This window comes from Ulvibacterium sp. (assembly GCF_965228935.1).
Lineage (GTDB): Bacteria > Bacteroidota > Bacteroidia > Flavobacteriales > Flavobacteriaceae > Ulvibacterium.
Genome location: NZ_OZ245846.1, coordinates 3,428,168 through 3,453,677, shown reverse-complemented (window position 1 = coordinate 3,453,677; position 25,510 = coordinate 3,428,168). Strand labels below are relative to the sequence as shown.

General features: G+C 41.8%; 28 protein-coding genes. 12 read left to right on the top strand and 16 right to left on the bottom strand.

Annotation, left to right across the window (positions count from 1 at the left end; genetic code table 11):
• The first annotated feature begins 8 nt into the window (after window positions 1-8).
• Window positions 9-482: a 23S rRNA (pseudouridine(1915)-N(3))-methyltransferase RlmH gene (rlmH, locus tag ACO06Y_RS14590; protein ID WP_422079721.1), complete on the top strand. Its 474-nt coding sequence runs from the start codon at window positions 9-11 to the stop codon at window positions 480-482.
• 10 nt (window positions 483-492) lie between these two features.
• Here the strand turns inward: rlmH and serA are convergent, their stop codons facing one another.
• Both serA and ACO06Y_RS14580 read right to left on the bottom strand, forming a co-directional pair.
• The gene (serA, locus tag ACO06Y_RS14585) at window positions 493-2,376 is read right to left on the bottom strand and encodes a phosphoglycerate dehydrogenase (protein WP_422079720.1); all 1,884 of its coding nucleotides are present in this window, start codon (window positions 2,374-2,376) and stop codon (window positions 493-495) included.
• Between the two features lie 200 nt (window positions 2,377-2,576).
• Complete coding sequence (locus ACO06Y_RS14580) at window positions 2,577-3,365, bottom strand: NUDIX hydrolase (RefSeq protein WP_422079719.1); 789 nt, start codon at window positions 3,363-3,365, stop codon at window positions 2,577-2,579.
• A gap of 89 nt (window positions 3,366-3,454) precedes the next feature.
• Here ACO06Y_RS14580 and ACO06Y_RS14575 point away from each other — a divergent pair, with 89 nt between their 5' ends.
• Both ACO06Y_RS14575 and ACO06Y_RS14570 read left to right on the top strand, forming a co-directional pair.
• Window positions 3,455-5,413 (top strand): glycoside hydrolase family 3 protein, encoded by a 1,959-nt coding sequence (locus ACO06Y_RS14575; protein ID WP_422079718.1) that lies wholly within the window; start codon window positions 3,455-3,457, stop codon window positions 5,411-5,413.
• A gap of 55 nt (window positions 5,414-5,468) precedes the next feature.
• Entirely contained in the window at window positions 5,469-5,858 is a 390-nt protein-coding gene (locus ACO06Y_RS14570) for a VOC family protein (RefSeq protein ID WP_422079717.1), read from the top strand.
• A gap of 11 nt (window positions 5,859-5,869) precedes the next feature.
• On the opposite strand, the gene ACO06Y_RS14565 is transcribed toward ACO06Y_RS14570, so the two are convergent.
• From ACO06Y_RS14565 to ACO06Y_RS14550, 4 genes are all read right to left on the bottom strand, one after another.
• Entirely contained in the window at window positions 5,870-7,030 is a 1,161-nt protein-coding gene (locus tag ACO06Y_RS14565; RefSeq protein WP_422079716.1) for a 1,4-beta-xylanase, read from the bottom strand.
• Window position 7,031: 1 nt separating this feature from the next.
• Window positions 7,032-7,730: a DUF3307 domain-containing protein gene (locus tag ACO06Y_RS14560; RefSeq protein ID WP_422079715.1), complete on the bottom strand. Its 699-nt coding sequence runs from the start codon at window positions 7,728-7,730 to the stop codon at window positions 7,032-7,034.
• Window positions 7,727-8,338 carry a SatD family protein gene (locus ACO06Y_RS14555; RefSeq protein WP_422079714.1) on the bottom strand — a complete coding sequence of 204 codons (612 nt, stop codon included), beginning with the start codon at window positions 8,336-8,338 and terminating at the stop codon, window positions 7,727-7,729. Before ACO06Y_RS14555 ends, ACO06Y_RS14560 begins: the two co-directional genes overlap by 4 nt.
• A 110-nt stretch (window positions 8,339-8,448) precedes the next feature.
• Window positions 8,449-8,901 carry a methyltransferase family protein gene (locus ACO06Y_RS14550; RefSeq protein ID WP_422079713.1) on the bottom strand — a complete coding sequence of 151 codons (453 nt, stop codon included), beginning with the start codon at window positions 8,899-8,901 and terminating at the stop codon, window positions 8,449-8,451.
• Window positions 8,902-8,944: 43 nt separating this feature from the next.
• On the opposite strand from ACO06Y_RS14550, the gene ACO06Y_RS14545 reads away from it, so the two are divergent.
• From ACO06Y_RS14545 to ACO06Y_RS14525, 5 genes are all read left to right on the top strand, one after another.
• A complete protein-coding gene (locus ACO06Y_RS14545; protein WP_422084183.1) occupies window positions 8,945-9,535 on the top strand; it encodes a non-canonical purine NTP diphosphatase in 591 nt (196 codons plus the stop codon).
• Window positions 9,536-9,777: 242 nt separating this feature from the next.
• Entirely contained in the window at window positions 9,778-11,541 is a 1,764-nt protein-coding gene (locus ACO06Y_RS14540; RefSeq protein ID WP_422079712.1) for a DEAD/DEAH box helicase, read from the top strand.
• Window positions 11,542-11,664: 123 nt separating this feature from the next.
• The gene (locus ACO06Y_RS14535) at window positions 11,665-12,402 is read left to right on the top strand and encodes a carboxypeptidase-like regulatory domain-containing protein (protein WP_422084182.1); all 738 of its coding nucleotides are present in this window, start codon (window positions 11,665-11,667) and stop codon (window positions 12,400-12,402) included.
• Window positions 12,403-12,454: 52 nt separating this feature from the next.
• Window positions 12,455-14,149 (top strand): alpha-amylase family glycosyl hydrolase, encoded by a 1,695-nt coding sequence (locus ACO06Y_RS14530; RefSeq protein ID WP_422079711.1) that lies wholly within the window; start codon window positions 12,455-12,457, stop codon window positions 14,147-14,149.
• 182 nt (window positions 14,150-14,331) lie between these two features.
• Complete coding sequence (locus tag ACO06Y_RS14525; RefSeq protein ID WP_422079710.1) at window positions 14,332-15,144, top strand: metallophosphoesterase; 813 nt, start codon at window positions 14,332-14,334, stop codon at window positions 15,142-15,144.
• 3 nt (window positions 15,145-15,147) lie between these two features.
• Here ACO06Y_RS14525 and ACO06Y_RS14520 read toward each other — a convergent pair whose 3' ends face one another.
• Genes ACO06Y_RS14520 through ACO06Y_RS14510 form a run of 3 tightly spaced genes read right to left on the bottom strand, consistent with a single transcriptional unit; the run spans window position 15,148 to window position 16,756 of the window.
• Window positions 15,148-15,534, bottom strand: coding sequence for a VOC family protein (locus ACO06Y_RS14520; RefSeq protein ID WP_422079709.1), 387 nt, complete (start codon window positions 15,532-15,534; stop codon window positions 15,148-15,150).
• A complete protein-coding gene (locus ACO06Y_RS14515; protein ID WP_422079707.1) occupies window positions 15,531-16,055 on the bottom strand; it encodes an SRPBCC family protein in 525 nt (174 codons plus the stop codon). The genes ACO06Y_RS14520 and ACO06Y_RS14515 overlap by 4 nt, the downstream gene beginning before the upstream one ends.
• A gap of 50 nt (window positions 16,056-16,105) precedes the next feature.
• Window positions 16,106-16,756, bottom strand: a complete 651-nt coding sequence (locus ACO06Y_RS14510; protein WP_422079706.1) for a TrmH family RNA methyltransferase — start codon at window positions 16,754-16,756, stop codon at window positions 16,106-16,108.
• Between the two features lie 35 nt (window positions 16,757-16,791).
• Here ACO06Y_RS14510 and ACO06Y_RS14505 point away from each other — a divergent pair, with 35 nt between their 5' ends.
• Window positions 16,792-17,487: an SIR2 family NAD-dependent protein deacylase gene (locus ACO06Y_RS14505; protein WP_422079705.1), complete on the top strand. Its 696-nt coding sequence runs from the start codon at window positions 16,792-16,794 to the stop codon at window positions 17,485-17,487.
• On the opposite strand, the gene ACO06Y_RS14500 is transcribed toward ACO06Y_RS14505, so the two are convergent.
• Window positions 17,450-17,923 carry a heme-binding domain-containing protein gene (locus ACO06Y_RS14500; RefSeq protein WP_422079704.1) on the bottom strand — a complete coding sequence of 158 codons (474 nt, stop codon included), beginning with the start codon at window positions 17,921-17,923 and terminating at the stop codon, window positions 17,450-17,452. The two genes, ACO06Y_RS14505 and ACO06Y_RS14500, sit on opposite strands and share 38 nt — an antisense overlap.
• 37 nt (window positions 17,924-17,960) lie before the next feature.
• Here ACO06Y_RS14500 and ACO06Y_RS14495 point away from each other — a divergent pair, with 37 nt between their 5' ends.
• Entirely contained in the window at window positions 17,961-18,521 is a 561-nt protein-coding gene (locus tag ACO06Y_RS14495) for an adenylosuccinate lyase (RefSeq protein ID WP_422079703.1), read from the top strand.
• A gap of 163 nt (window positions 18,522-18,684) precedes the next feature.
• Entirely contained in the window at window positions 18,685-20,028 is a 1,344-nt protein-coding gene (purB, locus tag ACO06Y_RS14490; protein WP_422079702.1) for an adenylosuccinate lyase, read from the top strand.
• Window positions 20,029-20,086: 58 nt separating this feature from the next.
• Here purB and ACO06Y_RS14485 read toward each other — a convergent pair whose 3' ends face one another.
• The 6 genes from ACO06Y_RS14485 to ACO06Y_RS14460 form a co-directional block, all read right to left on the bottom strand.
• Window positions 20,087-20,902 carry a mechanosensitive ion channel family protein gene (locus tag ACO06Y_RS14485; protein ID WP_422079701.1) on the bottom strand — a complete coding sequence of 272 codons (816 nt, stop codon included), beginning with the start codon at window positions 20,900-20,902 and terminating at the stop codon, window positions 20,087-20,089.
• A 160-nt stretch (window positions 20,903-21,062) separates the two neighbouring features.
• Complete coding sequence (locus ACO06Y_RS14480) at window positions 21,063-21,602, bottom strand: DUF4252 domain-containing protein (RefSeq protein ID WP_422079700.1); 540 nt, start codon at window positions 21,600-21,602, stop codon at window positions 21,063-21,065.
• 50 nt (window positions 21,603-21,652) lie between these two features.
• On the bottom strand, window positions 21,653-22,195 hold the full coding sequence (locus ACO06Y_RS14475; RefSeq protein WP_422079699.1) for a DUF4252 domain-containing protein: 543 nt from the start codon (window positions 22,193-22,195) through the stop codon (window positions 21,653-21,655).
• A 31-nt stretch (window positions 22,196-22,226) separates the two neighbouring features.
• Window positions 22,227-22,793: a DUF4252 domain-containing protein gene (locus ACO06Y_RS14470; RefSeq protein ID WP_422079698.1), complete on the bottom strand. Its 567-nt coding sequence runs from the start codon at window positions 22,791-22,793 to the stop codon at window positions 22,227-22,229.
• Between the two features lie 10 nt (window positions 22,794-22,803).
• Window positions 22,804-23,235, bottom strand: a complete 432-nt coding sequence (locus tag ACO06Y_RS14465) for a hypothetical protein (protein ID WP_422079697.1) — start codon at window positions 23,233-23,235, stop codon at window positions 22,804-22,806.
• Window positions 23,222-23,731, bottom strand: coding sequence for an RNA polymerase sigma factor (locus ACO06Y_RS14460; protein WP_422079696.1), 510 nt, complete (start codon window positions 23,729-23,731; stop codon window positions 23,222-23,224). The genes ACO06Y_RS14465 and ACO06Y_RS14460 overlap by 14 nt, the downstream gene beginning before the upstream one ends.
• 227 nt (window positions 23,732-23,958) lie before the next feature.
• Between ACO06Y_RS14460 and ACO06Y_RS14455 the strand changes: the two genes are divergently transcribed.
• Window positions 23,959-25,470, top strand: a complete 1,512-nt coding sequence (locus ACO06Y_RS14455) for a S41 family peptidase (RefSeq protein WP_422079695.1) — start codon at window positions 23,959-23,961, stop codon at window positions 25,468-25,470.
• The last annotated feature ends 40 nt before the right edge of the window (window positions 25,471-25,510 follow it).

Genomic DNA, 25,510 nt, shown 5'->3' with positions numbered 1-25,510 from the left:
TTTGCATCGTGAAAATTAAGCTACTTGTTGTCGGGAAAACGGATAGTAAACCACTGCTTCAACTAATTTCCAATTATGAAAATAGGTTGAGACATTATGTGAAATTTGAACTGGAATCGATTGCCGACGTAAAGAACGTACAAAATCTATCGGAATCGCAACAAAAGGAAAAAGAAGGCGAAGCGATCCTAAAGAAAGTAAGTACTACGGATATTTTGGTTTTATTGGATGAAAAAGGGAAGGCCTACACCTCGGTCGAATTCTCCGAATTCCTACAGAAAAAAATGAACTCCGGAATTAAACAATTGGTTTTTGCCGTTGGCGGGCCTTATGGTTTTGGCGATGCGGTCTATCAGAGGGCCCAAGGGAGCATTAGCCTATCCAAAATGACATTTTCGCATCAAATGGTACGCCTATTCTTTGTTGAACAGCTATACCGGGCTTTTACCATTTTAAAGAACGAGCCCTATCATCACAGGTAAGGGTCTCCATTCAATAAAGTACCCTAAATTTAATGGTATGCTCTACCTTCTTTAGCGCCTTCATTACATCTTTATTGTATTCCTTGTCCAAATCGGTGATTACGTACCCTACCTCACTATCGGTAGAAAGGTACTGTCCTACAATATTCATCTCGTACTTGGCCAAAACCTCATTGATATGGGCCATAATACCGGGAATGTTTTTATGTATATGCAGAAAACGGTGGGCGTTGTTCTGTTTTGGCAGACGAATATTGGGGAAGTTGACCGCATCTACGGTATTACCCGAATTAATGTAATCCATAATCTTATTGGGCACAAAATCTGCGATATCCCGTTGAGCCTCCTCCGTACTACCCCCAACGTGAGGCGTTAGGATTACGTTTGAGAGCCCTTGCAAGTCCGTCCTGAATTCACCATTGCTCCTTGGCTCTTCGGGGTACACATCTACCGCAGCACCTGATAATTTTCCACTTTTGAGTGCTGCCGTCAACGCTGCAATATCGATAACGAATCCACGGGATAGGTTAATAAGCATGGCACCATCCCGCATCTGGTTAATTTCCCGCTTACCGATGAAGTTTTTGTTCGCTTGATTGTCGTCTATATGCAACGTAACCACATCGGAAACGTTCAAAAGGTCTTCCAATGTATCGCACTTAATCGCATTACCCAGCGCAAGCTTGTCCTCTATATCGTAGTAGTACACCCGCATACCGATAGCTTCAGCCAAAACGGACAACTGCTTACCGATATTCCCGTACCCGACAATGCCCAAGTTCTTTCCCCGGACCTCCCTGGAATTTACTGCGGTCTTGTTCCATTGGCCCTTATGTATCTCCGTACTACGTGGAAACACATTTCTCATCAACATAATAATTTCGCCTATGGCCAATTCCACAACAGAGCGCGTATTGCTATAGGGGGCGTTAAAGACTACTACGCCCTTTTTCTTGGCATAATCCAGTTCTATTTGTTTTGTCCCGATACAGAAAGCCCCGACGACCAACAACTTATTGGCCGCATCCAAGACCCGCTTTGTGACCTGGGTCTTGGAACGGATTCCCAGCACATGGACACCCTTTATCTTCTCAATTAACTCCTCTTCGGGGAGGCTATGTTTTACCAACTCTACGGAAAAACCATCCTCTGAAAGATTGTCGAAAGCTGCCGGATGAACATTCTCCAACAATAGGATCTTGATGCGGTTTTTGGGGTAGGATATATTCCTTGGTAAATCGTTCACGAACAAAAATTCATCCAGGTTCGGTGCAATATGGTCGGCATTGTTGGCCGCTTTTTCCCGATGCACATTCTCCGTGTACGCAAAGAATTTATGGGCTATTCCGGCCTCTCGCATTACATAATCGCTATATCCATCGCCGATAACCTGAACCTCTCCATCCAAATCCAGTTCCTTGAGACATTCTATTTTTCCATTATGGGACGATAGCACATTGGTCTCATCAAAACCAATGATGTTTCCGGTCTCGTCAAACTTAAAGGTATTGGCATATACGCGATCGGACGGAATATTGTATTCCGCCACAATAGGATCTATAAACTCCTTGAAACCACAGGAAATTACATAAATATCGTCCGAAAACTGCTCAAAAAACTCCTTGTTCGATGCTATGGATTTGGAGATTTTTTGACGAAGTTCTACCACCAGACCATCCAGATCCGTTTTTTTTGCATTTAGAAGTTTAATGCGGCGTTCCAAGGATTCCGTAAAGGAAATATCCCCGTCTATCCCCAAATTAGTGATTTCCTGAATCTTGTTGACGATTTCTTCCCGGTCGGATCTTCCCTCCAAAGTCATTTCGGCCAGAACATCCAGTGCCTCTACCCTAGTCAAGGTACTATCAAAATCGAAAACGTATTTTCGGCCCATTCGAAAATTTTTAAATAAATCAAAGCGCAAAAATAAAGATTAATTTTATCCCATTGGGAAGAAGCGGGAAATAAAACAAATTGCCATGGGTTTCGTAACATTCCATTACTTGGCCTACCTTTTAAAACTCTGGTAATTATAAGTTTTTGCTTTACGCGAATGTATTTGACTTGATCGGGGTAAAAGAGTGCTTTAGGTACCTAGTACGAAAACCCGATTCCTTTGCTTACCAACGCGTTGTATTTGGCCTTATCAAAACGATATAGGTAGGGTGCCTTATTGGCCGCTCCGGTCAATTGCTTTTCCAAACGGATAAAAATTCCCAAACTCAACATTTTTCGTTGAAAATTGCTGCGTTCCAATTTTTTCCGCAATAGGGTCTCATACAGTTTTTGAATATCTTGCATCGTAAATTTCTCGGGTAGTAAGGAAAGGCCAATGGGCAAATAATTCAGCTGTATCCGGAGGTGCTCCAGGGCTTTTTCAATAATTTGCCTATGGTCCAAAATCAATTCGGGTAAATCGTCAAGAGCTTTCCATTCACATTTTTCACTCAGAAAATCGGGGCGGGGATCGCTCCTCCTAATATCCGTAAGTGCAAAATAACCTGTCGTAATAAATCTGCCTTGAATCCACTGCACGAAGTTTGGATTATCAATTTCAAGCTCCCTTAAGATTTCCTTGGTACGCTTTGCTTGAATAACTCCGTTCATTTGTGAACGTTCCCTACTTCCGAACGTATAAAACTGATTCAAAAAAATGGATCTTAAACCCGTACGTTCCTCAAGAATACGGTGGGCTGCCTGATCCATGTCCTCTTCCTTAAGGATAAATCCCCCTGGAAGTGACCAGACATCCTTATACTTCCATTGTAGCAGCAATATCTTTAATTGTTGATGCTCATAGCCCAAAATGACACAATCGATAGAGTTTCCGGGGAGGCAGTCATTTACCAGTTGGGCAACATGTTCATTCATTTTTTTATCCATGGAACAAATGTAATTTTTTATTGTGTCAAAATACCACAATAATTCTTTTTTTCGTAATATTGTGTCAGAATAACAAAATAAGAATAGAGATGAAAAAATTCCTCAAAATCCTGAAGTATACCTTGTTATCCATAGTCGGTCTTCTGCTCATATCGGCCTTGGTCGTATACATTAACATGTCCAACTCATCCAGGAACAATATGGCCCTATTGGGTGACGAAGCCCCGGCGCTAACGGAAAATGGAACCACCTATCGGGATTTGAACAAAAATGGAAAACTGGACGTCTATGAAAATCCCACTGCCAACTTGGAGGAACGGGTGGACGATTTGGTTTCCCAAATGAATTTGGAGGAAAAAGCCGGTTCCATGTTCGTTACCATGATCGGCACCACTCCGGACGGTGAGCCTATGGAAACCCCTATCCTATCCACCGAACCTCTAAATCTTATCATGTCATTGGTACTGCCCTCTAATTCGGAGATGATCGCCCGAAAGAAGATGAATAGTTTCAATATTCTGGCTTCCTTGGAAGCCGATAAAATGGCCAAATACAATAATACTATTCAAAAAATGGCGGAGCGTACACGACTTGGTATTCCAATTACCATTGCCACGGATCCAAGACATGGTACAGAGAACAATCCCGGCGCTTCGCTGTATACCCCTTCCTTTTCACAATGGCCCAGTTCCCTGGGGTTGGCGGCAACAAGGGACACTCTATTGGTTAGGGAATTTGGAGACATTGCCCGCCAAGAATACAAGGCGGTAGGTGTCCGGGTAGCCCTGCATCCCATGGCCGATCTGGCCACGGAACCACGTTGGGGGAGATCCAATGGCACTTTTGGGGAAGACGCCTATTTGTCAGCAATAATGACCAAAGCCTATGTCCTAGGGTTTCAGGGCGATTCGCTGGATCAAAACAGTGTTGCCTGCATGACCAAACACTTTTCAGGGGGAGGTCCACAAAAGGATGGGGAAGATCCGCATTTCCCCTATGGAAAGGAACAGGTATATCCCGGTGATAATTTTGATTATCATGTCATTCCCTTTACCGAAGGAGCCTTTAAGGCCCATACGGCCCAAATCATGCCCTACTATGGTATCCCAGTGGATCAGACCACTGAGAACGTTGCTTTTGGTTTTAACAGGGATATCATCACGGGATTGCTGAGGGATTCCTTAAACTTCCAAGGTGTGGTATGCACGGATTGGAACATCATAACCGATTCCAAATTAGGTGAAGGTCGTGCTTGGGGGGTTGAGGACTTATCCGTAAAACAACGGGTAAAAAAAGTGCTGGATGCAGGTTGCGACCAATTTGGAGGCGAGAACATACCCGAATTGATAGTTGAATTGGTAAATGAAGGTCTTATTTCGGAAAGTCGATTGGACATATCCGTAAAACGCATTATGCGGGACAAGTTTCGTTTGGGGCTTTTTGACGACCCCTATGTAAATGAGAAAAAGGCCAGTGAAATTGCCGGTAAGGCGGAATTTCGAAAGAAAGGGCTCATAGCCCAAAGTAAAGCCACGGTTCTACTTAAAAACGAGGATTTGTTGCCTTTAAGAGAGGGAACAAAGATCTACGCCGAGGGCATGTTGACCCCTGAGGCACTCAATACCTATGGAACCTTGGTAAACAATCCCGATGATGCGGATATTATTCTCTCCCGGATACGAACCCCTTTTGATGAGCGAAATGAATACTTCCTTGAAAGCTTTTTTCACCAGGGTCGATTGTACTATACGGACGAAGAGAGAAATGAAATCCTAGACCTAATCTCCCAAAAACCAGCTGTAGTAGTAGCCAATTTGGAACGCCCCGCCATATTAACGGAAATAGCGCAAGCCAGCGGTGCCCTTCTCGCCGAATTCGGCACAAGTGATGAGGTCTTGGCTGACATTCTATTTGGCAAGCAAAGACCCATGGGGAAACTTCCGTTTGAACTGCCCTCGTCATGGAAGGCTGTGGAGAACCAGAAAGAGGATGTGCCCTATGACTCCGAAAATCCCCTATATCCATTTGGACATGGTTTGAGCTATTGATTTTTCGCCATATCTTTAGGAAAAGCAGCGGTTATTTATTTCCAAACGGCTATTTATGGAATTTGACATGACAGGGATTATACTTTTTACGATAAATTATGAACAATGTGTAAGCTTCTATGCGGATATTCTCGGTTTGCCGAAGCTTTTTGAAAAAGAAAAACTTACCTGTTTTGAATTTGGGGAATCCTATCTGATGGTAGAAGTAGATGACGAATACGTTGACTCGGAAAGTACGGATAACCGAGTAAAAACCTGTTTGCGTATGAACGTACAAAATGTCAAATCGTTGGTAAAACAACTTGAAAGCCATGATGTTCCAGTGGATTATCAGGAGCACTCATGGGGTATTACCGCGAAATTTACGGATCCAGACGGGAACTTATGTGCTTTTAAGGATTCCGAGAAGTTTGAACAACAAATTTTGGATTATAAAAATCGATAACGGATTGTTCCTCAATTTTTATCCTCTATAATAGCCTTAATGAATTCAACTTCTTCTTGGGAATAGGGCGTACCATCTTGCCGTAAAATATCATGATGCCATATCTTAGGTTCCGTCGTAAAAGTGGAATCCCAACTTTTCCAAGGGTAAATGGTATTGCTCTTTCCGGAAACAAAGCCCCAATTGATGGCGGCTATCTTATTTTCCTTTAAGATGGGCATCACACTTTCAAAAGTATTTCCGGTTCCCCTTGCCACATATTCCGTACACAGAAGTGGTCTTTCATAGTTTTTCAATAAATCTATTTTTTTTTGAACGTCGTTCATATCCCCATCATAAGCATGGAAAGACACCACATCAGAATTCTCGATCATGTACCGGTCCAAGGCAGGTAAGCTATCCAAATTGCCCCAATGATCAATATTTCCTCTCCATATTCCCGTGGTCAAAGGTTGTTTTGGGTTTACCTCCCTTGTCCATTGAAATACCTTCTTTAAAAGTGCCAAGGAGTAGTCGTGCTTATTCTTCACTTCCAAAGAAGCCCTACCTGGCTGCCCAGCCACATTGTCTGGCTCGTTGTACACATCCCAGACCAAAACCCTGTCGTCCGTTGCAAATTTTTTTGTTACCCCTTTTATATAGCCTTTCAGTTCATCATGTCTTGTGGTATCGCCCAGTATCTCGGCTCCGGGTGCCTGCACCCAACCGGAATTGTGTACATGGGGTACCGGTTCGGGCTGCTTGCCCAATTTGGGAATGGGATGCCAAACATCGTCCAGGAGAACGAACATGGTCTTAATACCATAGGAATCCGCCATTTTCAAGTAGTCATCCAATCGTTTTAAAAAACCTACAGAATCCTGTTCCCATAATAAATTATGAAGATATACCCTATGCAGGTTCATTCCCAGATCCGCGGACCATTTCAGCTCGCGATCAATGGTTTCGGGGTCAAAAGTATCTTCTTGCCAGAATTCCAGTTGGTTTATGGAGGTGCTTGGGTTAAAATTGGCCCCGACCAGCCAAGGTTGTTGATCGTACCACTCCCAAGCTTTTTCTTTGGACCAGCGCTGGGCTACTTCTTTTAAGGTTGGCTCTGGTTTTGTTTCCTTCTTCTCGGCACAGGATAAAACAAAAATGGCCAGCACGGCAAATAGTATTCTTTTCATCATTCTAAAATTTTGTGTAAATAATTCCGGTTATTATGGCAATACCAAAGCTTAATAGGGTACCTATCAAGATATACTCGGTTAGCTTTCGGCTATTGCTGTCCTTTAAGTCGTTGAAACGAAAAACAGATTTTGCGGTTATCAATAGGCCTATGACCTCCCATCGGCCCAGAATAATAAACGCCAACACGAACAGTCTTTCTATAATGCCAATATATTTACCTGCGCTGGGAAGGGATTTATGATCCTGTTCAATCCTATCCGACATTCCTTCCAGTAATTTCCCCATGACAATGGCAGCCGGATAACTCACAAAAACTATGGCAGTGAGCAAGGCCCAATCGATCTTCTCCAATAAGAAAATGGTCTGTCCGATTAAATTTCCAGAATAGGCACATATATATAGCACTAAAATGTGAAGTGCCTGGTCAATGAAAAAAGGAATGCTCTTTAATTTGAAATAGGGATTGGCATATAGTTTGGCCAAGTCGATCAAATAATGGGAAATGACAATGGCCAATACAAGTTTCCAGTATTGAACATTCCACAGCACCAACATCGTAATGACAAAATGCACCAATACGTGAAGATAAAGGTACTTGGAAGTTACTTTGTTTACCTCCTTATGGATCACCCACCTATTGGGCTGCAATAAAAAATCCCCTATTAAATGGGCCAATACCAATTTTATAAAAAGAATCATGATCGTAACTCCTTTAGGGTTTGGGTGTAATATTCCAAAAGTTCATACACCAGATCCAATCTGGCCCTTTTTTGACGTTGGCTTACCGCGGATTGTTGAATATTTAGTTGCTTGGCAATCTCTTGTTGCGAAGTTTGCGGGTTTTGCAAGGCCAAAGCCACGATTTCTGCCGAAACAGTGCTCCAATCATCCATGAAATCCAAGGCCAATTTCAACATTAGATTCAGTGTACGATCGTAAGACTCTTGGCCGGTGGCAATGGTTAAATTCGTTTTGTCTTCCTTAAGCGATTCAAAAGTTCTTCCCGAACGTTGATAGGCAGGGCCATTGGATTCGCTTACCCGATCACTGGTAAACGTCTCGGTACCCAAACCTATGCCCATACGAACATCTAGATTTTTAATGGACTTGATCAATGCCTTTATATGTATGGATACTTCCAATGCCCGTTCTTCTGAGACCCTTAACTGAAACTCATCACCTCTGTAGATTTCCCAGTCGTAGGGGGACTTTCCCAACTGTAGTAGATAATCTTTTAGAATATCCATCCACTTTGAGGTTTCGTGTTCCTCCGAATTTATGATATCCCCAGTAATTATTGCAATCATATACGTATAAGCTAAAACGCTAATATATACAAATATAAGTAAATTTGCTAATATTTAAAATTATAAGCAGAATTGCTTATACACAAATAGTATAAGCGATATCGATTATATCAGAACCATCGCCGTACATCAATACAATACCGGCTATACGCCTTGCCAAAAATTTTGAGCAGCGCCTGTTCCTCGGGTATAATCTGAAATCGGTTCATATAGGCCACAAATCCTGCAGCGACCAACGTATTAAAAGCATTGCCCAAAAGTAGGCCCAAGGCCAAAAGCAACAATAACATGGCCAAATACATCGGATTTCTAGAATATTTGTAGAGTCCGGTAACTACCAAGGCCGAAGCCTTTTCGGGATTCGAGGGATCCACGGTGGTCTTTGCACGATAAAATTGGAACAAAGCCAAAATGGTAATAATAATGGCCATACCCAATAGAAAACTTATCAAGTATTCGCGTCCAAAAAAATCAAAAGAACCAAAGGTCAAAAATTTGGCCACAAAATACATCAACAGTCCAAAGGACAAAAAGACAAGAACAGGCGGTACTTTCAACTTCATGGTATATATTTCCCAAATGGCTAAAATTAGTATTTTTGGGCTTATGCGAATAGTATTTGCCACACATAATCCAAATAAAATAAAAGAAGTACTCCATATATTACCAAAACATATTGACATTTTGTCCCTTACGGACATAGGCTGTACCGAAGAAATTCCGGAAACAGGACAAACCTTGGAAGAAAATGCCCTTTTAAAGGCGGAATACGTTGTTCGTAATTATGGATACCCATGTTTTGCGGACGATACCGGACTTATTGTCGATGCTTTAGGAGGTGCGCCCGGGGTATACTCCGCCCGATATGCCGGAGCGAACAAAAATGCCGATAAAAACATGGCCAAGCTTCTTTCGAAAATGGAGAAAAAACCAAACCGTTCGGCACGGTTCAAAACCGTTATCGCCCTGCTCCTAAATGGAGAACAAAAGCTGTTCACCGGGAAAGTAGAAGGTGAAATTCTACATGAAAAGAAAGGCGAACAAGGTTTTGGTTATGACCCAATCTTTAAACCCACAAATTTTGACCAAACCTTTGCAGAGCTGCCCTTATCGGTAAAAAACAAAATTGGGCATAGAGGAAAAGCCGTCCGGAAATTGGTGGACTATCTAAAACAGACAAACAATTCCGTGGAATAGGAAGCACCGGAGTGTCGTGAAGGTATTTATGGTATCTAGAACAATAATACAACTGTTGAACACCTGAATTTACATCTCTCCACGCCTTGGGCATTCCAAAGCCCATTCCATTTTAATAAATAACCGTACCTTTGCCGCTTAATTAACGCCGCCGGTATGGCAGGTGTTGCGCTGAGTCCAATGGGTTATATACGATAATCGCTCTATGCAACACACATATTTGCGATTAAGTAAAACACATTATGACAAAATTTGAAGCATTAGGGCTGCAAGAGTCCCTTTTGAATGCCGTTTCCGATATGGGTTTCGAGACTCCCTCGGAAGTCCAGGAAAAAGCAATCCCAATTTTATTGGAAGGAGAGACCGATTTGGTAGCCTTGGCCCAAACCGGAACGGGAAAGACCGCAGCTTTCGGTTTTCCCTTGATACAAAAAATCCATAAGGAAAGTAGAACTACCCAAGGACTCATCCTGTCCCCTACCCGAGAGCTCTGCCTGCAGATAACCAACGAAATGCAATTGTATTCCAAATACGAAAAAAGTGTTCATACGGTTGCCATTTATGGAGGGGCAAGCATTACCGATCAGGCCAGGCAAATTAAGCGTGGGGCCCAGATCGTGGTAGCGACGCCAGGTAGAATGAAGGACATGATAGGCCGAGGTTTGGTGGATATTTCAAAAATTGATTATTGTATCCTGGATGAGGCCGATGAAATGCTCAATATGGGCTTTTATGAGGATATAAAGGATATCCTGTCCAACACACCTAAGGAAAAATCCACCTGGTTGTTTTCGGCTACAATGCCCAAAGAAGTGGCCCAAATTGCCAAAAAATTCATGCATCATCCCCAGGAAATAACGGTGGGTGCCAAGAATTCCGGTGTGGATACGGTACAGCATGAATTCTATGTAGTGGGCGGAAGGGATCGTTACCCCGCCTTAAAACGACTGGCCGATGCCAACCCGGATATATTTTCCGTAGTTTTTTGCAGAACCAAAAGGGATACCCAAAAAGTAGCTGAAAAGTTGATAGAGGACGGTTATAATGCCGGGGCATTACACGGAGATCTTAGCCAAAATCAAAGGGATTTGGTAATGAACGCCTTCCGAAAGAAACAAATCCAGATGTTGGTAGCCACGGATGTAGCTGCTAGGGGCATAGATGTGGATGATGTTACCCACGTAATCAATTACCAACTTCCAGATGAAATCGAAACCTATACCCATCGCAGTGGACGAACTGGAAGAGCGGGAAAATCCGGTGTTTCCATGGTCATCATTACCCGTAGTGAGATGCGGAAGATAAATGCCATTGAGAAAAAGATAAAACAACAGTTTATTTCCAAAAAGATTCCGACCGGGATGGAAATTTGTGAAATACAACTATATCATTTGGCCAGTAAGATTAAGAATACGGAGATCGACAAGGATGTTGAAAACTATCTCCCTGCCATATATGATGTCCTCAAAGGTCTGGATAGGGAAGAGCTCATAAAAAAAATGGTTTCCGTAGAATTTACACGATTTTCCAATTACTATAACAAGGCAAAGGATTTGAATTCGTCCGATATTAGCGGAAGAAGAAAAGGTAAAGAACAAGATGGTTCTTTTTCTTCAAATGGATCGATTCGTTACTTTATAAATGTCGGTGAGCGGGATGGATACGATTGGATGTCCCTAAAAGATTTTTTACGTGACACTGTTGGCCTGGACAAGGAAGATGTTTATAAGGTAGATGTAAAGGAAAGTTTTTCCTTTTTCAACACGGATTCCGACGTTTCCGAAAAAGTCCTGTCCACCTTTACGGATCTTAAGGTAGACGGTCGGTTTGTCAATGTCGAAGTATCCAATAACCCAGGAGGTGGGCGTGGAAACCGAGGGGGCAAGGACAAAGGTAGAAGGAGAGATAGAGATCGCGGACGGGGGAAAAAAAGAGATAGAGCCCAGGGTCAGGCAACTTATTCAGGGAAAAGGAGGAGCAAAAAAAGAAAAAGTGATTTCTTTTAGTTAATTGTATATTAAAAAATACGCCAAGGCGTATTTTTTTGTTTTGTTTAGTAGCTTTATTTTGGAATTTAAGGGTTAATGGGGAAATACAAAATATTCATCTTCTTTGTCTTTCTAAGCTTCATGGGGATTTCCCAAGAAGAGGAAGAACCGTTGGAGGATGGCAAAATATCCGCAACGATAATCAACGCGCAGACCAATGTCCCCATGGAAAGTGTCCATGTGGTAAACCTTAATCAGGTTCTGGGCACCATAACCAATGAAAATGGCGAATTTTCCATAACCGCCGCAGTTAACGATACCCTATATTTTTCATTTTTGGGCTTCAAATCACAGAAAGTCAGAGTGACCAATGATATGTTCAAGTTCAAGGACACCAAAATTACACTTACGGAATTGGCCTATGCGTTGGAGGAGGTCATTGTTAGACCTTACCAATTAACGGGTTATTTGGAAATCGATGTAAAAAACCTTCCTATAAACAATGCCTATCAATATAGTATATCGGGGCTTTCCGTAAGTTATGAGGCCGGCAATAAGAACCCTAGTGCCGTCACCAAGGTATTGGGTGCTATATTGAATCCTGCCGATTTACTTCGAAACCTCTTTGGTAAAAAGCCGAACCAGATGCGAAAATTACGGAAGATGAAAGAAGACGATGAAATACGCAATCTTTTGGCCTCCAAATTTGATCGGGAAACTTTAAGGGAGCTGCTCCAATTGGAGAAAGTGGATATTGAAGATATCCTTAATAACTGCAATTATTCCAAATCTTTTATAAGAACGGCAAACGACCTTCAGATATTGGATGCCATCAGTAGCTGTTATGAGGAATTCAAGGTCTTGAACCGAAAAAAATAATTTTTTTGATTTCCCCACTGCATTTTATAGCTTTAGACAAAATAGAATGCCCATGAGAAAGCTACTTATTGCTAGTATTGTGCTCCCCATTTTTTTAGCCTGTAAAACCGAAAAAAAAGAATCCGCTCAAGAGACCCTAGTTATGAGAGATTCCATCCCCGAACCCAGCAATGAAAAACCCTTTGTGTGGGAAGGTGCCAATATCTATTTTTTATTGACCGATCGTTTCAATAATGGAAATCCCAAAAACGACATAAATTTTGAAAGAACCGATTCTACGGGGACGTTAAGGGGTTTTATGGGTGGTGATCTCCAAGGAATAACCAAAAAAATAGAGGATGGCTATTTCTCTGAATTGGGCATAAATGCCATTTGGTTCACTCCGGTCGTTGAGCAAATTCATGGTGGAACGGATGAAAGCACCGGTAATACTTATGGATATCACGGGTATTGGACAAAGGATTGGACTACTCTTGACCCAAATTTCGGGACAAAAAAAGACTTGGAAAATTTGGTCAAAACTGCACATAAAAGAGGGATTCGGGTTTTGATGGATGTTGTTTTGAACCATACGGGACCGGTTACCCCAAAAGATCCTGTTTGGCCAGAGGAGTGGGTACGTATAAACCCTACCTGCGAATTTACCACATACGATAATACCACGGCCTGCACATTGGTGGATAACTTGCCCGATATACGGACGGAATCCGACGAACCCGTAGAACTGCCGGATGCACTTCTTGCAAAATGGAAAGAAGAAGGAAGGTTGAGCCAAGAGTTGGACGAATTGCAGTTGTTCTTTGAACGAACGGGATATCCAAGGGCCCCAAGATTTTATATCATAAAGTGGCTTACGGATTATATACACGATCTGGGAATTGATGGATATAGGGTGGATACGGTAAAGCATGTAAACGAGAGTTCTTGGTCCGATCTGTACAAAGAGGCCACACATGCCTTTGAGACATGGAAGAAAAAACACCCTGATGATGTTTTGGACGATAAACCCTTTTATATGGTTGGTGAAGTCTACAATTATGGTATCTCGGGCGGTAGGGAGTTCGATTTCGGTGACCGGAAGGTGGACTTTTATGACCATGGTTTTAAAAGTCTTATCAACTTTGAGTTAAAAAAGGATGCCCTTAAGGATTATGAGACGATTTTTAAGAAGTATAGCACCCTCTTACACACCAAATTGAAGGATAAAAGTGTGGTAAACTACCTCACTTCCCATGATGACGGGAAACCTTATGATATGGAAAGAAAAAATCCGATAAAGGCGGCCAATATACTTTTGCTTACTCCCGGTGCTTCTCAAATCTATTACGGGGACGAAACCGCAAGAAGCCTTATTATAGAAGGCACCATGGGTGATGCCACCTTGCGCTCATTTATGAATTGGGAAGAATTGGACAGTTTATCCGCAACCCAAAGTGTTTTAACACATTGGCAAAAGCTAGGGAGATTTAGACGGGATCATCCAGCCGTGGGAGCGGGAAAGCATAAAAGATTGGGCAAAAAACCGTATGTTTTTAGCAGAACCTATATTGATGGGGATTTTAAGGATAAGGTAGTTATAGGTTTGGACTTGCCCAAAGGAAAGAAATCCCTCTGGGTCAAAGGTTTTTTTGGCGATGGCACCAGACTTTACGATACCTATTCCGGTACGGAAGTTGTAGTACAGAACGGAAAGGTGCTTTTGGAAAACGATAATGACATTGCATTATTGGAGCTTCCACAAGATTAATTTTCCACTAAGATAGATAGTCAATCGATTTCGTACATTTTTTACATTAAAAACCTTTACAACTCAATGATTATCTCGTACGGATAACCTTTGAACGGTAAAAAGAAGCAAAATTGTAGCACTTCCCTTAAGTACATATTTGGACATCCAAAATAACCACCATTAGGTCACCAATCATTAATATGAGATTTGGAAGAAGACACTTTATCAAAAAAACTGTATTGGCCGTCATAGGCTTGCTGGTCATAGATGTCTTTTGGTTTGAAAAGTATGTGGTGGAATGGAATGTTTTTGATGTGTCGGGAGGAAGAACGGATAAATTAAAGGTGATTCAGCTGAGCGATCTACATTTACGTGAACTAAAATCCGTTCATAAATCATTGGCAAAGCGAATAAATACCGAAATACCAGATGTTCTTTTCATCACAGGGGATGCCATAACCCGGCCAAGACGAATGGCACTTTTAAATGATTTTCTTCACTTGATAGACCCTAAGATTCAAAAAATCGCCATTTTAGGTAACAAGGAATACTCCGGACATATTGATCTGGATCTTTTAAGGCAAACCTACACGAAGCACCACGGGACGCTTTTGATAAATGAATCCTATGTACTGAATTTAAAAGGGAGAAAGGTCAATATCCTGGGAATCGATGATTTCGTCCATGGTACTCCCGATATCAACAAATCCTCGGAAAATCTTAATCCTTCCTTTACGACCATCATCCTAAGTCATTGCCCGGTATATAGAAGGGAAATCGACCAAACTAAATTTGCCGTGGCTTCCAAACCTCTAATTTTGGCCGGGCATACCCATGGCGGACAGGTTACGTTTTTGGGAAGACCCATCTTTATGCCATATGGTTGTGGTGATTACATTAAAGGCTGGTACACTAATGAAACATCCAAGATGTACGTGTCCAAAGGAATTGGAACAACCTCCATACCTATACGTTTTGGTGCTAGGGCCGAGGCCAATATGTTTTATGTATAATGTTCAGTTTCTGGAATGAAGGGCGATTCTGTTGTTTTCCGTATCCTTTACCAGGGCCATAAAGCCATGGCCGTCCCCAATCTCGGTTTTTCCCTTTAAAATTGTACCACCTGCCCCTTCTACCCTAGCGAGTTCTACAGCAACATCTTCGCTCGAAAAATAAATCAAGGGCCCATGGGTAGGGCTGGCGCTATACATTTCATGTTGGACCAATGAACCTGTTGCCCCGGTCTTTCCAGGAGCATCGGGAAACCATCCCATTATAAAACCATCCAAGTCATGGACTGAAATTGTGATATCAAAAACGGTTTCATAGAATTTCTTGGCCCGTTCCATATCAGTCACGGGTATTTCAAACCATCCCACCATATTGTAATCCATACCTCTCATTTTTCAAGATTTGACTTAAGGGTCGCAAGGCCTTCCTCAAAATCCTTTCCTACCATTTTATCCATGCTCATGAATAACATCATAATACTCATAGGAAACTTGTTTTTACCGGAAAAGCCCCATGTTACTTTGGTTTGCCCATCTCCATCCTTGACCTCCATATAACAATCCGAAGTGGATTTCCATGGTTTTAGAAAGCGTAATTCGGATTCTACTCGTTCACCTTCTACTACTTTGGTGATTTCTTGTTCCCCTTCCCCAACATCCTTGTTCCCGTTCCAATAACTTGTGGCTCCCACTTCACCGTCCGTTCCTGTAAATTTCTTCTCCATATTGGGATCTTTTTTTGCCCACGGTGACCATTCGTCCATCTTTTTCAACGATTTTAGATATTCAAAAACTTCCCCTTTTGGTCTGGAGATTTCAATTGACCTGGAAACGTTATAGGTCTTCGGCGCCAATAATGCCAATACTAAAAGTAATACAATGATACCCGCTAGAATGTAAAGTACAATAGTCATTTGCTTAATTATTAGTTAGTTATTGGAACAATGTAAGAAAAAAATCAGTTCTAGCTATGGTATCTTTTTAATATTTCCTCTATGCTTTTGATGGACTTTTTGGTCCAATCCAACCGCTTTTCCAGTTTTTCCTTTTCCGACAATTGCCAGGAAAGCTCTGACTTTCTCAACTTTTCGGTAAGCACCTGAAGTAGTATCGCAGCGGATACCGATACATTTAGGCTTTCGGTGAATCCGACCATGGGTATTCTTAAAAACCCATCCGCCGCCCGCATAATATCATCGCTAAGCCCCTCCTTTTCAGTACCAAAGAATAGCGCTATCTTGGATTCCACTTGAAAATCGTCCAATGGACAGGAATCCATATGAGGTGTTGTGGCAATAATTTGGTATCCGTTCCCTTTTAACCTTTCCAAACAATCCATGGAATTCCCATAGCGATGTACATCTACCCATTGTTGTGCACCCATGGCAATATTCTTGTCCAATCGCTTTCCAAACCGATTTTCGATGACATGGACCTCCTGTATCCCAAAAACCTCGCAACTGCGAATTATAGCACTTGTATTGTGAAATTGGAATACATCCTCAATTCCAACGGTAAGGTATTTTGTACGCTTTTCCAATACTTCCAAAAAACGTTCCTTGCGCTCGGGGCTAATGAACCCCTCCAGATATGTCAAAAGTTCCAGATCCGTCATATGTCGAATATAATAAAAACCTTATTTTTAGAACTATGAAGAAAAAAGTAGTCGTTCTTACCGGTGCAGGGGTAAGTGCCGAAAGTGGTCTCAAAACATTCCGTGACGCCGATGGTCTTTGGGAAGGGCATGATGTTACGGAGGTAGCCTCCCCACAAGGTTTTGCCAACAATCCTGAATTGGTATTGGACTTCTACAACCAAAGGCGCAGGCAACTCTTGGAGGTATCTCCCAACGCAGCGCATAGAGCGTTAGCGAATTTAGAGTCGCATTTTAGCACTACCGTTGTTACCCAGAACATAGATAATCTGCACGAAAGGGCCGGAAGTACCCATGTGGTACATTTGCATGGTGAATTGTTCAAAGTACGTAGCACAGGGGACCCAAACCTTATTCTAGATTGGAAAAAGGACTTGAAGTGGGGTGATGTTTGTGAGAACGGCTATCAATTGCGTCCACATATCGTTTGGTTCGGGGAACAGGTCCCTATGATAGAAAAGGCCATAGAAATCACTCGGGAAGCCGATGCACTGCTTATTATTGGAACCTCTATGCAGGTTTATCCGGCAGCCGGATTATTGCAGTATGCACCTAGCGGAGCACCTATTTACTTTATTGATCCAAGGCCCAATCTAGAATCAGGTGACTATGAAAATCTAGTTGTCCTGGCGGAACGGGCGTCTATTGGTGTACCTATTGCGGTATCTCGTTTAATTGATACAATGACCTAGTTTTTTGGGCCCAGGCAACTATAGCCTCGCGTTGTTCGCTGGTCAATCTTGCGCTTTCGTGGGTCCAGGTATATTCCTTTAACGGCATTTCGCCATTTTCGATCATTTCTATGACCTCCTCAAGTTTGTGATCCTTCTTTTTGACGGAATAATCATCCCACGCGGAAAAATTCAAGTGCTTTTTACCGTCATTTATATGATAGGCCAACCAAAAGGAAACGGGGGCAACATTATTGTACCAGGGATAAACCGTATTATTACTATGGCAGTCATAGCACGCTTCTTCCAATACCACCCTTAATTCCGTTGCCGGGTTGGTTTCGGCCAAAAAAATCTGGGTATGATCTCCTTGTGCAGAATTCTTTTCCGGTCTATAGAATTGTATGGCAACAAAAATCACCAATAGCACCAAAGAAATTTTTTTTACTGTTTTCATGATTCTATATTTGAGGCAAAACGAAAATACAACTTTTGTGACCAAAACGGAGTTATATCGGTCTTTAAATTATGTAGATGCCACAAGGGAAAAACGTACCCAAATGGCGTCACTGATTTCCGATAATCCGGATTTGATTCGTCCTCTGCTGGAAATTATTTTTGTTGAGGAAAACCCTATTTCCAGTAGGGCCGCTTGGGTATTGGAATTTACGTTGAAAAAAAAACTGCATTACATTTACCCCCATTTAGACTTTTTCACTTCAAACTTGAACAGTGTCCGCTTGGACTCTTCGGTAAGGCCTTTGGCCAAAATATGTGAGTTCCTTACAAAAGCCTACTTTTCAAAAACTAAGAGCGCAGCTCAAAATGTAATACAAGAGAAGCATTTAGAGTCAATCACCGCTGCGTGCTTTGATTGGCTTATAGGAGACCACAAAGTAGCGGCAAAGGCTTATTCCATGACCTCTTTACTTTTATTAGGGCAAAAATTCGACTGGATACACCCCGAACTAAAAATGGTGTTGGAGCAAAATTATTCGGATGGCAGTGCTGCCTATCAGGCCCGGGCCAGAATGACATTGGCTAAAATAAAATAAGAAATCACCAAAAATGGCGCTGTGGTAAAAAAACTTCCAAGATTGATTATATGGAGTGTAAACACTGGCCTTTGGAGGACTTAACTTATAAGGCATACGCTTTTAAACTCCCTCGCTTATAAGTATCTTTGCAACTTCCTTTAAACCACCAATTTTAGAATAGATGTCCTTGAGTCCTTTAAACGCAATTTCACCCATAGATGGCCGATATCGAGCCAAAACAGATGCTTTGGCCGGTTTTTTTTCCGAAGAGGCCCTGATAAAATACCGTGTACGGGTAGAAATCGAATACTTCATTGCACTTTGTGAGATTCCCTTGCCCCAGTTACAATCCTTTGACGTTTCCAAGTTTGACCGGCTTCGGGAAATCTATCAAAATTTTAACGCGACCCATGCGACGGCTATTAAGGAAATCGAAAAAATCACCAATCACGATGTAAAGGCCGTTGAATATTTTATCAAAAAAGAATTTGACACGCTTGGGTTACGGGAATACAAGGAATTCATCCATTTTGGTCTCACGTCCCAGGACATCAATAATACGGCCATCCCCCTTTCCTTAAAAGAGGCCTTGAACCAAATATACGTGCCCCACTATCTGGAATTATTTGAAAAGCTACAGGAATTGGCCGAGGAATGGAAAACAATTCCCATGTTGGCACGGACCCATGGTCAACCAGCGTCCCCTACCCGACTTGGAAAGGAAGTAGCTGTCTATGTAGAACGACTAAAGGAACAGTTTAACCTGCTTAACGACATTCCCAGTGCTGCCAAATTTGGAGGCGCCACAGGAAACTTCAATGCGCACAAAGTGGCATACCCCGGTTTGGATTGGAAACTGTTTGGAAAGGAATTCGTACAGGACAAACTGGGATTGCACCATTCCTTTCCCACTACACAAATAGAGCACTACGACCACATGGCGGCACTTTTTGACACCTTAAAGCGAATCAATACCGTTATTTTGGATTTGGACCGGGATTTTTGGACGTATGTTTCCATGGACTATTTTAAGCAAAAAATCAAGGCGGGAGAGGTTGGATCTTCGGCCATGCCCCATAAGGTAAATCCCATCGATTTTGAAAACTCGGAAGGAAACCTAGGCATTGCCAATGCCCTTTTTGAGCACTTATCCGGTAAGCTGCCTATATCCCGATTACAACGCGATTTGACGGATAGTACCGTCCTTAGAAATATTGGGGTGCCATTTGCCCATACCATTTTGGCTTTTCAATCCACTTTAAAGGGATTGAACAAACTATTGCTCAACAAAGATAGATTTGAGCAAGATCTAGAGAACAATTGGGCGGTGGTCGCAGAAGCCATCCAGACTATCTTACGCCGTGAAGGTTATCCCAATCCATATGAAGCCTTAAAAGGATTGACCCGGACCAATGAAAAAATCAATCAGGAATCCATTGCCAAATTTATAGATACCCTGGAAGTGTCCGATGCCATTAAAGACGAGTTAAAGGCCATTAGTCCAAGCAATTATACGGGTATATGAAAAAATCTGTCCATTAAAAAATGGACAGATTTTACTTAATAGTACTATGTAGATCCGATTAGCCTTCCTTATGAATTTCGACGGAATGCGGATAGGGAATTTCAATACCTGCAGAATCAAGTGCCAATTTAGCCCCTTCATAAGTCGCAAAGTATACATCCCAATAGTCCTCCGGCTTGCAATAGGGCCTAACGGCAAAATTGACAGAACTGTCCGCCAGTTCCATTACATTTACCGAAGGCGCCGGATTTGATAACACCTGTGGATTTGAGGTAAGGACTCCCATAAGTACCTCCTTGGTCTTTTTGATGTCCTCGCCATAACCGACCCCTACAACGGTATCCACACGGATTTTCCCTTCTTCGGTATAATTAATGATGTTCCCATTGGCCATGGCCCCATTGGGAACAATTGCCAACTTGTTTTCGGGCGTAGTAAGTTTTGTGGTAAAAATTTCAATTTCCTTTACCACTCCCAAAACCCCTTGGGCCTCTATAAGGTCTCCTATTCGGTACGGCTTAAATATCATGATCAGAACACCGCCTGCAAAATTGGAAAGTGATCCCTGAAGCGCCAAGCCCACCGCCAAACCGGCCGCGGCGATAACGGCCGCAAAGGTAGTGACGTCAACACCGAGGGTAGAGATAACAATGATAATAAGCAACACCTTCAATGCCCATGAGGCCATATTCAACAAAAAACGTTGAAGGGACTCGTCATAACTGCTTTTACTCATTACTTTACGGGTGGTTCCAATAATTTTCTTGATAATCCAGGAACCAATGATGTAAATTAAAATAGCGCCCAATACCTTGGGGCCATATTCGATGACAAAGTCTATGCCTTTGTTCATCCAAACTTCAGCTTCTTCCATAACGGTATAATTTTAGTTAGTGTTAATGGTGCTCAATATAGCAATTTAGCCCTGAAAAGAAAACGCTTTTGTTAACTCCCGAAATAGATTTGGCCTGTACTGACAAAAGCCGCTTTGGGAAATCCCAAAACGGCTTTTGTTCGATGCTCTTGATATTAAATCAGTCCTTAAAGAAGGAACCGATATCTGCAAGGCCCTCACCCCGGTAATCCGATTTTTCAAGGGCTTGTATAAACTGGACCAACTTAGCTGGGTTCATGTTTTTTCCCAAGATACGAACCAGCATAAATCCTTTGTCATCACTATCCCCATAAATAATAACTTCGTCAATGGCATCCTCATCGCCCAGATACTGCACCGTACCCTTTCCATAACTTGTATTCACCTTCATTAATTCGGTGAACTTGCCATTGCCAAGAATTGCCCTTACGTTGGCTTTTTCAATTTTGTACTCCGCCGCATTTTCTGCAGTCTTTTTAAATGCCAGAATATTCATTTTTCGCAAAGTTTCCAGTGCTTCGCGTTGCTCATCCGTTAGTTCTGTCTTTTCTACATTGAGCAGGCTTACCGGAAGATCCACCGATAAAAAGTTCGGATTATCCGCATTGTCCACATAGTATTCCTGAAGGCTGCGATTGGACGTACAGGCCGTCAAACCCAATAAAAGCGATAGGACAAAAATTGATTTTATGATTTTCATAGGTATTAGTTTAAATGGCCTGGATGTAGGCCTACTGTTCTTTAATTTCTTTACTTTTCACCTACCTTGTTCAATTCATCCGGGAGGTTCATTTTCCTGGTAAGGGCACTTACTTTGTTCAAGTCGATATCACCGGTAAGCGAAACCAATATGGATTCAAATTCTCGGCCATCAATGTTCATATGGGAATCATCAATTCCCTGGACGAACATTAGCAATTCATATACATGATCATCATCCCTTCCATTTTTGATATAGAATTTCACGTTGGTATCCTTATCCTTCACGCGCATCAATTCTTCCAACGAGGAGGATTTTATGTATTTCCTTACGGTTTTGTACATATCCGTAGACACTCCCTTGTCTTCGGTAATAAAGACCTTTATACCGTCCAGACCCCTGGCCACATCTAAAAAATCCTTGGCCTCCTGATCGCCATCATCAATCTCAATTGAACTTACGAGATTGATCAATCCCTTGTTGATGACCACAGATCCCACATTGTCCATGTCCTCATACTTATCAAAAATCGATTGGGAAAAGCCCAGTAATGGTGCTACGGTCATTAAAAATACTACAACTACTTTTTTCATGATGATTGTTTTTGATTGATGAACGATTCTATTAATTTCCTTTTTTCCCGGCTTTGTTCAATTCCTCGGGAAGGTTCATTTTATTGGTAAGGGAACCTATCTTGTTCAGGTCAATATCTCCGGTCAACGATAAGAGTACGGTTTCTATCTGTCGTCCATTGATCTCTACATCCTTCATTTCTTCCCGATCCTTTATCCCGGTAACGAACATTAGAAGTTCCCGAACATGGTCGTCATCCTTTCCGGGCCGTATATAAAACTTCACATTGGTATCCTTATCCTTTACACGCATCAGTTCTTCCATGGAAGCTGATCTTAAATATTTATCCACCGAAGATTTCATATCCGCGGAAATGTTCTTGTCTTCCGTAATAAAGACTTTGAGGTTGTTCAAACTTTTGGCGATATCCATAAATTCCTGTGCTTCAGGGTCATCTACCTCAACATCGATTTTGGCCAGGAGATTAAACATACTCTTGTTCACCACTACGGCGCTCACATTGTCCAAATCCTCATATTTATCAAACAGGGACTGGGAAAATCCAAGTAAGGGCAAAGCTGCTATTAGAATAGTTATAATAAACTTTTTACTGTTCATGATCTTAATTTTAATTGTTGTTGTAAATTTTTTGTTTTGTTTCTTCAAACTGATTTAAATAGGCCATTTTTTCGGTACCGCGACCAAAGTTCTCGGCCAAGAGGTTCAACGCCTTCCTAGTTTCCTGATAGGCAAATTCCGCCTCTTTTTGTTCTTGGTAATCCCGATAGCGATTGGGGCCAAAATAAACGCCAAATGCAAGAACTGCTACTGCTGCTACGGAAATCCACTTATAATAGCTTTTTCTAGGTTTTAGTGGAACCGATTTGGTAAACCGTTCTTCTTTGGCATTGGAAAAATACCGGAACATAGGGGCATATTGTTCAAGATGTGATGGCACCTTTTTCTGGGAAAAAAATGCTTTCAGCGTTTCCTCCTCTGCCACCGTGGTGGAAGCCTCAAAATACTTTTCCAATAATTTTTCTATATCATCCAATTCCATAACTATGTTTTTGCATCAATTTTTCCCTTACTGTTTTCCTTGCCCTGGACAGGGCCACCCTTACCGTACTGGGTTTCATATCCAGCATTTCGGCAATTTCATCATAATCGTACTCCTCTACGTCCCTGAGCTGTAGCACCATTTTTTGTTGTTCCGGCAATTCTTCCATTATTTTCTGTACCCATAAGGCACTGTCCTTAGCCTCGACCTGTTTTTGCAAGGGAGTGCCTGTTTCTCCGTAATTGCTATGGACCAATTTCAAATTCCCTGCCTGTCTTGACTTCAATCGATCCAAACAAAAATTTTTGGTCATGGTCATGGCAAAGGCTTCAACATTGTTGTAGCTCCCAATCATTTTATTTTTTGACCATAGTTTCAACAAAATCTCCTGTGTGGCATCCTCGGCCTCCTCGGTAGAGACCAATAATCGTTTAGCAAGCCTATACAGCTTATCTTTAAATGGCATTACCACATTTAAAAATTCCGATTGTCGCATTTTGGTTCGGTTATTGCTAATACTATGCCATAACGGGTTACAATAGCAAGACGAGGCACATCCAGTTTTGTTACAAAAATTTTTTTTTGCCCAATATGTAAGTAATTTGGGCAACCATAAACTAAATAACTGCGTATATTATACTCAAACGTACAATATAAATCCAATATCCTTTGTTATAATCATTGGAATGATTATTGGACGGGAATTTATTTTAAAATAAAGCTATGAAAAGAATACTGTTCCTGCTTTGGGCAGTACTATTGGTATTTGTCTCCTGTAAAAAAAGTGATGATACCATTGTCCCTGAAACAGATGGTCTACAGGAAGAACCACCACAGGAAAATACAAAATCCCTGGCCGATTATCCCGCACAGAATTTCATGTGGCAAACCATGAACACCTTTTATTTTTGGCAAGCGGACGTTCCCGACCTAGCGGATACCAAAATCGATGATATCGAAGCCTATGTGGAGTTCCTTTCCTCGGAATCAAATCCCGCAGACTTTTTTTACAACATATGCAACAATCATGAGGCTATTGTAGGTGAGGATGCGGCAATTGACCGTTTCTCCGTTGCCGTGGAAAATTATAAGAATTTGGTGAATAGCCTTCAAGGGGTTTCCAGAAGTAACGGCCTTGAGTTTCAACTGTACTTATTTCAGGACAGTAATGCCATCTATGGCGTGGTAACCTATATAGCCCTGGATTCCGATGCTTCAACCAAGGATATTAAAAGGGGGGATATTTTTGTAGGTGTCAACGGGCAAAATTTGAATCTCAACAACTATCTGGATCTTTTATTTGGCACCGAAGACACTTACACATTGAATATGGCCGACCTTGTTGACAACACCATAACCGATAATGGTAAGGAAGTAACCCTAACGAAGATTGAGAATTTTGCGGAAAATCCAATTTTGGTCTCCAAAGTAATCGAGCAATCAGGAAATAAAATAGGCTATCTCATGTACAATTCGTTTTTAGCGGCATATGATGAACCGTTGAATAACGTTTTTGGGGATTTTAAGAGCCAAGGAATCAATGAACTTGTTCTCGACCTAAGGTATAATGGAGGTGGCCGTGTTACTTCGGCAATCCAAATTGCCAGTTCAATCTACGGTGCAAAGACTGATGAAGTTTTTATACGGCCCCGTTTTAATAGCAAATTACAACCGGGTAATGGCCAACCGAATAACTTTACAGCCATTACCTTGGATGGTACCGCAATTAACGAATTAAATCTCACCAGGGTTTTTATAATCACGACAGGGGCTACAGCCTCGGCAAGTGAATTGGTTATCAACGGGTTGGAACCGTATGTTGATGTGGTACAAATAGGTACCACTACCGTTGGTAAGAACGAGTTCTCCAACACTTTCGTGGATGATCCCGAAAATGGAAATTTCTATGATCCCGATCGTGAAGACCGTATAAATCCGGATAATCAATGGGGAATCCAACCTTTATTGGGCAGAAATGAAAATGCCGATGGCTTTTCGGATTATACAGACGGTTTATCCCCCGATTTCGAACTTCAAGAAGATATTGCTAATTTAGGAACTTTGGGAGAACCTTCGGAGCCGCTTTTGGCGTTGGCATTGAGCCGTATATCCAGCGAGAGCTCTAAAATAAGTTTTCGACCCGCCTTTACGGCCGAGGTGTTTTCAAATTCCATATGGTTTAAACCTACAAACAACAAAACATTGATGGATGGCTTACTGGAACCGTTCAACTAAAACCCCAACAAACAATTGTATGATATTTAAAACTCGCCCC

What these genes read in the sequence shown, in the direction of transcription:
- ACO06Y_RS14580 (WP_422079719.1), bottom strand. Translation starts at nt 3,365, where the DNA reads ATGGATAAAAAAATGAATGAACATGTTGCCCAACTGGTAAATGACTGC.
- ACO06Y_RS14500 (WP_422079704.1), bottom strand. Translation starts at nt 17,923, where the DNA reads ATGAAAACAGTAAAAAAAATTTCTTTGGTGCTATTGGTGATTTTTGTT.
- ACO06Y_RS14570 (WP_422079717.1), top strand. Translation starts at nt 5,469, where the DNA reads ATGGAATTTGACATGACAGGGATTATACTTTTTACGATAAATTATGAA.
- ACO06Y_RS14525 (WP_422079710.1), top strand. Translation starts at nt 14,332, where the DNA reads ATGAGATTTGGAAGAAGACACTTTATCAAAAAAACTGTATTGGCCGTC.
- ACO06Y_RS14485 (WP_422079701.1), bottom strand. Translation starts at nt 20,902, where the DNA reads ATGGAAGAAGCTGAAGTTTGGATGAACAAAGGCATAGACTTTGTCATC.
- ACO06Y_RS14465 (WP_422079697.1), bottom strand. Translation starts at nt 23,235, where the DNA reads ATGGAATTGGATGATATAGAAAAATTATTGGAAAAGTATTTTGAGGCT.
- ACO06Y_RS14545 (WP_422084183.1), top strand. Translation starts at nt 8,945, where the DNA reads ATGCGAATAGTATTTGCCACACATAATCCAAATAAAATAAAAGAAGTA.
- ACO06Y_RS14560 (WP_422079715.1), bottom strand. Translation starts at nt 7,730, where the DNA reads ATGATTCTTTTTATAAAATTGGTATTGGCCCATTTAATAGGGGATTTT.
- ACO06Y_RS14480 (WP_422079700.1), bottom strand. Translation starts at nt 21,602, where the DNA reads ATGAAAATCATAAAATCAATTTTTGTCCTATCGCTTTTATTGGGTTTG.
- ACO06Y_RS14555 (WP_422079714.1), bottom strand. Translation starts at nt 8,338, where the DNA reads ATGATTGCAATAATTACTGGGGATATCATAAATTCGGAGGAACACGAA.
- ACO06Y_RS14535 (WP_422084182.1), top strand. Translation starts at nt 11,665, where the DNA reads ATGGGGATTTCCCAAGAAGAGGAAGAACCGTTGGAGGATGGCAAAATA.
- ACO06Y_RS14565 (WP_422079716.1), bottom strand. Translation starts at nt 7,030, where the DNA reads ATGATGAAAAGAATACTATTTGCCGTGCTGGCCATTTTTGTTTTATCC.
- ACO06Y_RS14550 (WP_422079713.1), bottom strand. Translation starts at nt 8,901, where the DNA reads ATGAAGTTGAAAGTACCGCCTGTTCTTGTCTTTTTGTCCTTTGGACTG.
- ACO06Y_RS14575 (WP_422079718.1), top strand. Translation starts at nt 3,455, where the DNA reads ATGAAAAAATTCCTCAAAATCCTGAAGTATACCTTGTTATCCATAGTC.
- serA (WP_422079720.1), bottom strand. Translation starts at nt 2,376, where the DNA reads ATGGGCCGAAAATACGTTTTCGATTTTGATAGTACCTTGACTAGGGTA.
- ACO06Y_RS14540 (WP_422079712.1), top strand. Translation starts at nt 9,778, where the DNA reads ATGACAAAATTTGAAGCATTAGGGCTGCAAGAGTCCCTTTTGAATGCC.
- ACO06Y_RS14515 (WP_422079707.1), bottom strand. Translation starts at nt 16,055, where the DNA reads ATGACTATTGTACTTTACATTCTAGCGGGTATCATTGTATTACTTTTA.
- ACO06Y_RS14520 (WP_422079709.1), bottom strand. Translation starts at nt 15,534, where the DNA reads ATGAGAGGTATGGATTACAATATGGTGGGATGGTTTGAAATACCCGTG.
- ACO06Y_RS14510 (WP_422079706.1), bottom strand. Translation starts at nt 16,756, where the DNA reads ATGACGGATCTGGAACTTTTGACATATCTGGAGGGGTTCATTAGCCCC.
- ACO06Y_RS14530 (WP_422079711.1), top strand. Translation starts at nt 12,455, where the DNA reads ATGAGAAAGCTACTTATTGCTAGTATTGTGCTCCCCATTTTTTTAGCC.
- ACO06Y_RS14460 (WP_422079696.1), bottom strand. Translation starts at nt 23,731, where the DNA reads ATGCGACAATCGGAATTTTTAAATGTGGTAATGCCATTTAAAGATAAG.
- ACO06Y_RS14470 (WP_422079698.1), bottom strand. Translation starts at nt 22,793, where the DNA reads ATGAACAGTAAAAAGTTTATTATAACTATTCTAATAGCAGCTTTGCCC.
- ACO06Y_RS14475 (WP_422079699.1), bottom strand. Translation starts at nt 22,195, where the DNA reads ATGAAAAAAGTAGTTGTAGTATTTTTAATGACCGTAGCACCATTACTG.
- ACO06Y_RS14455 (WP_422079695.1), top strand. Translation starts at nt 23,959, where the DNA reads ATGAAAAGAATACTGTTCCTGCTTTGGGCAGTACTATTGGTATTTGTC.
- purB (WP_422079702.1), top strand. Translation starts at nt 18,685, where the DNA reads ATGTCCTTGAGTCCTTTAAACGCAATTTCACCCATAGATGGCCGATAT.
- ACO06Y_RS14505 (WP_422079705.1), top strand. Translation starts at nt 16,792, where the DNA reads ATGAAGAAAAAAGTAGTCGTTCTTACCGGTGCAGGGGTAAGTGCCGAA.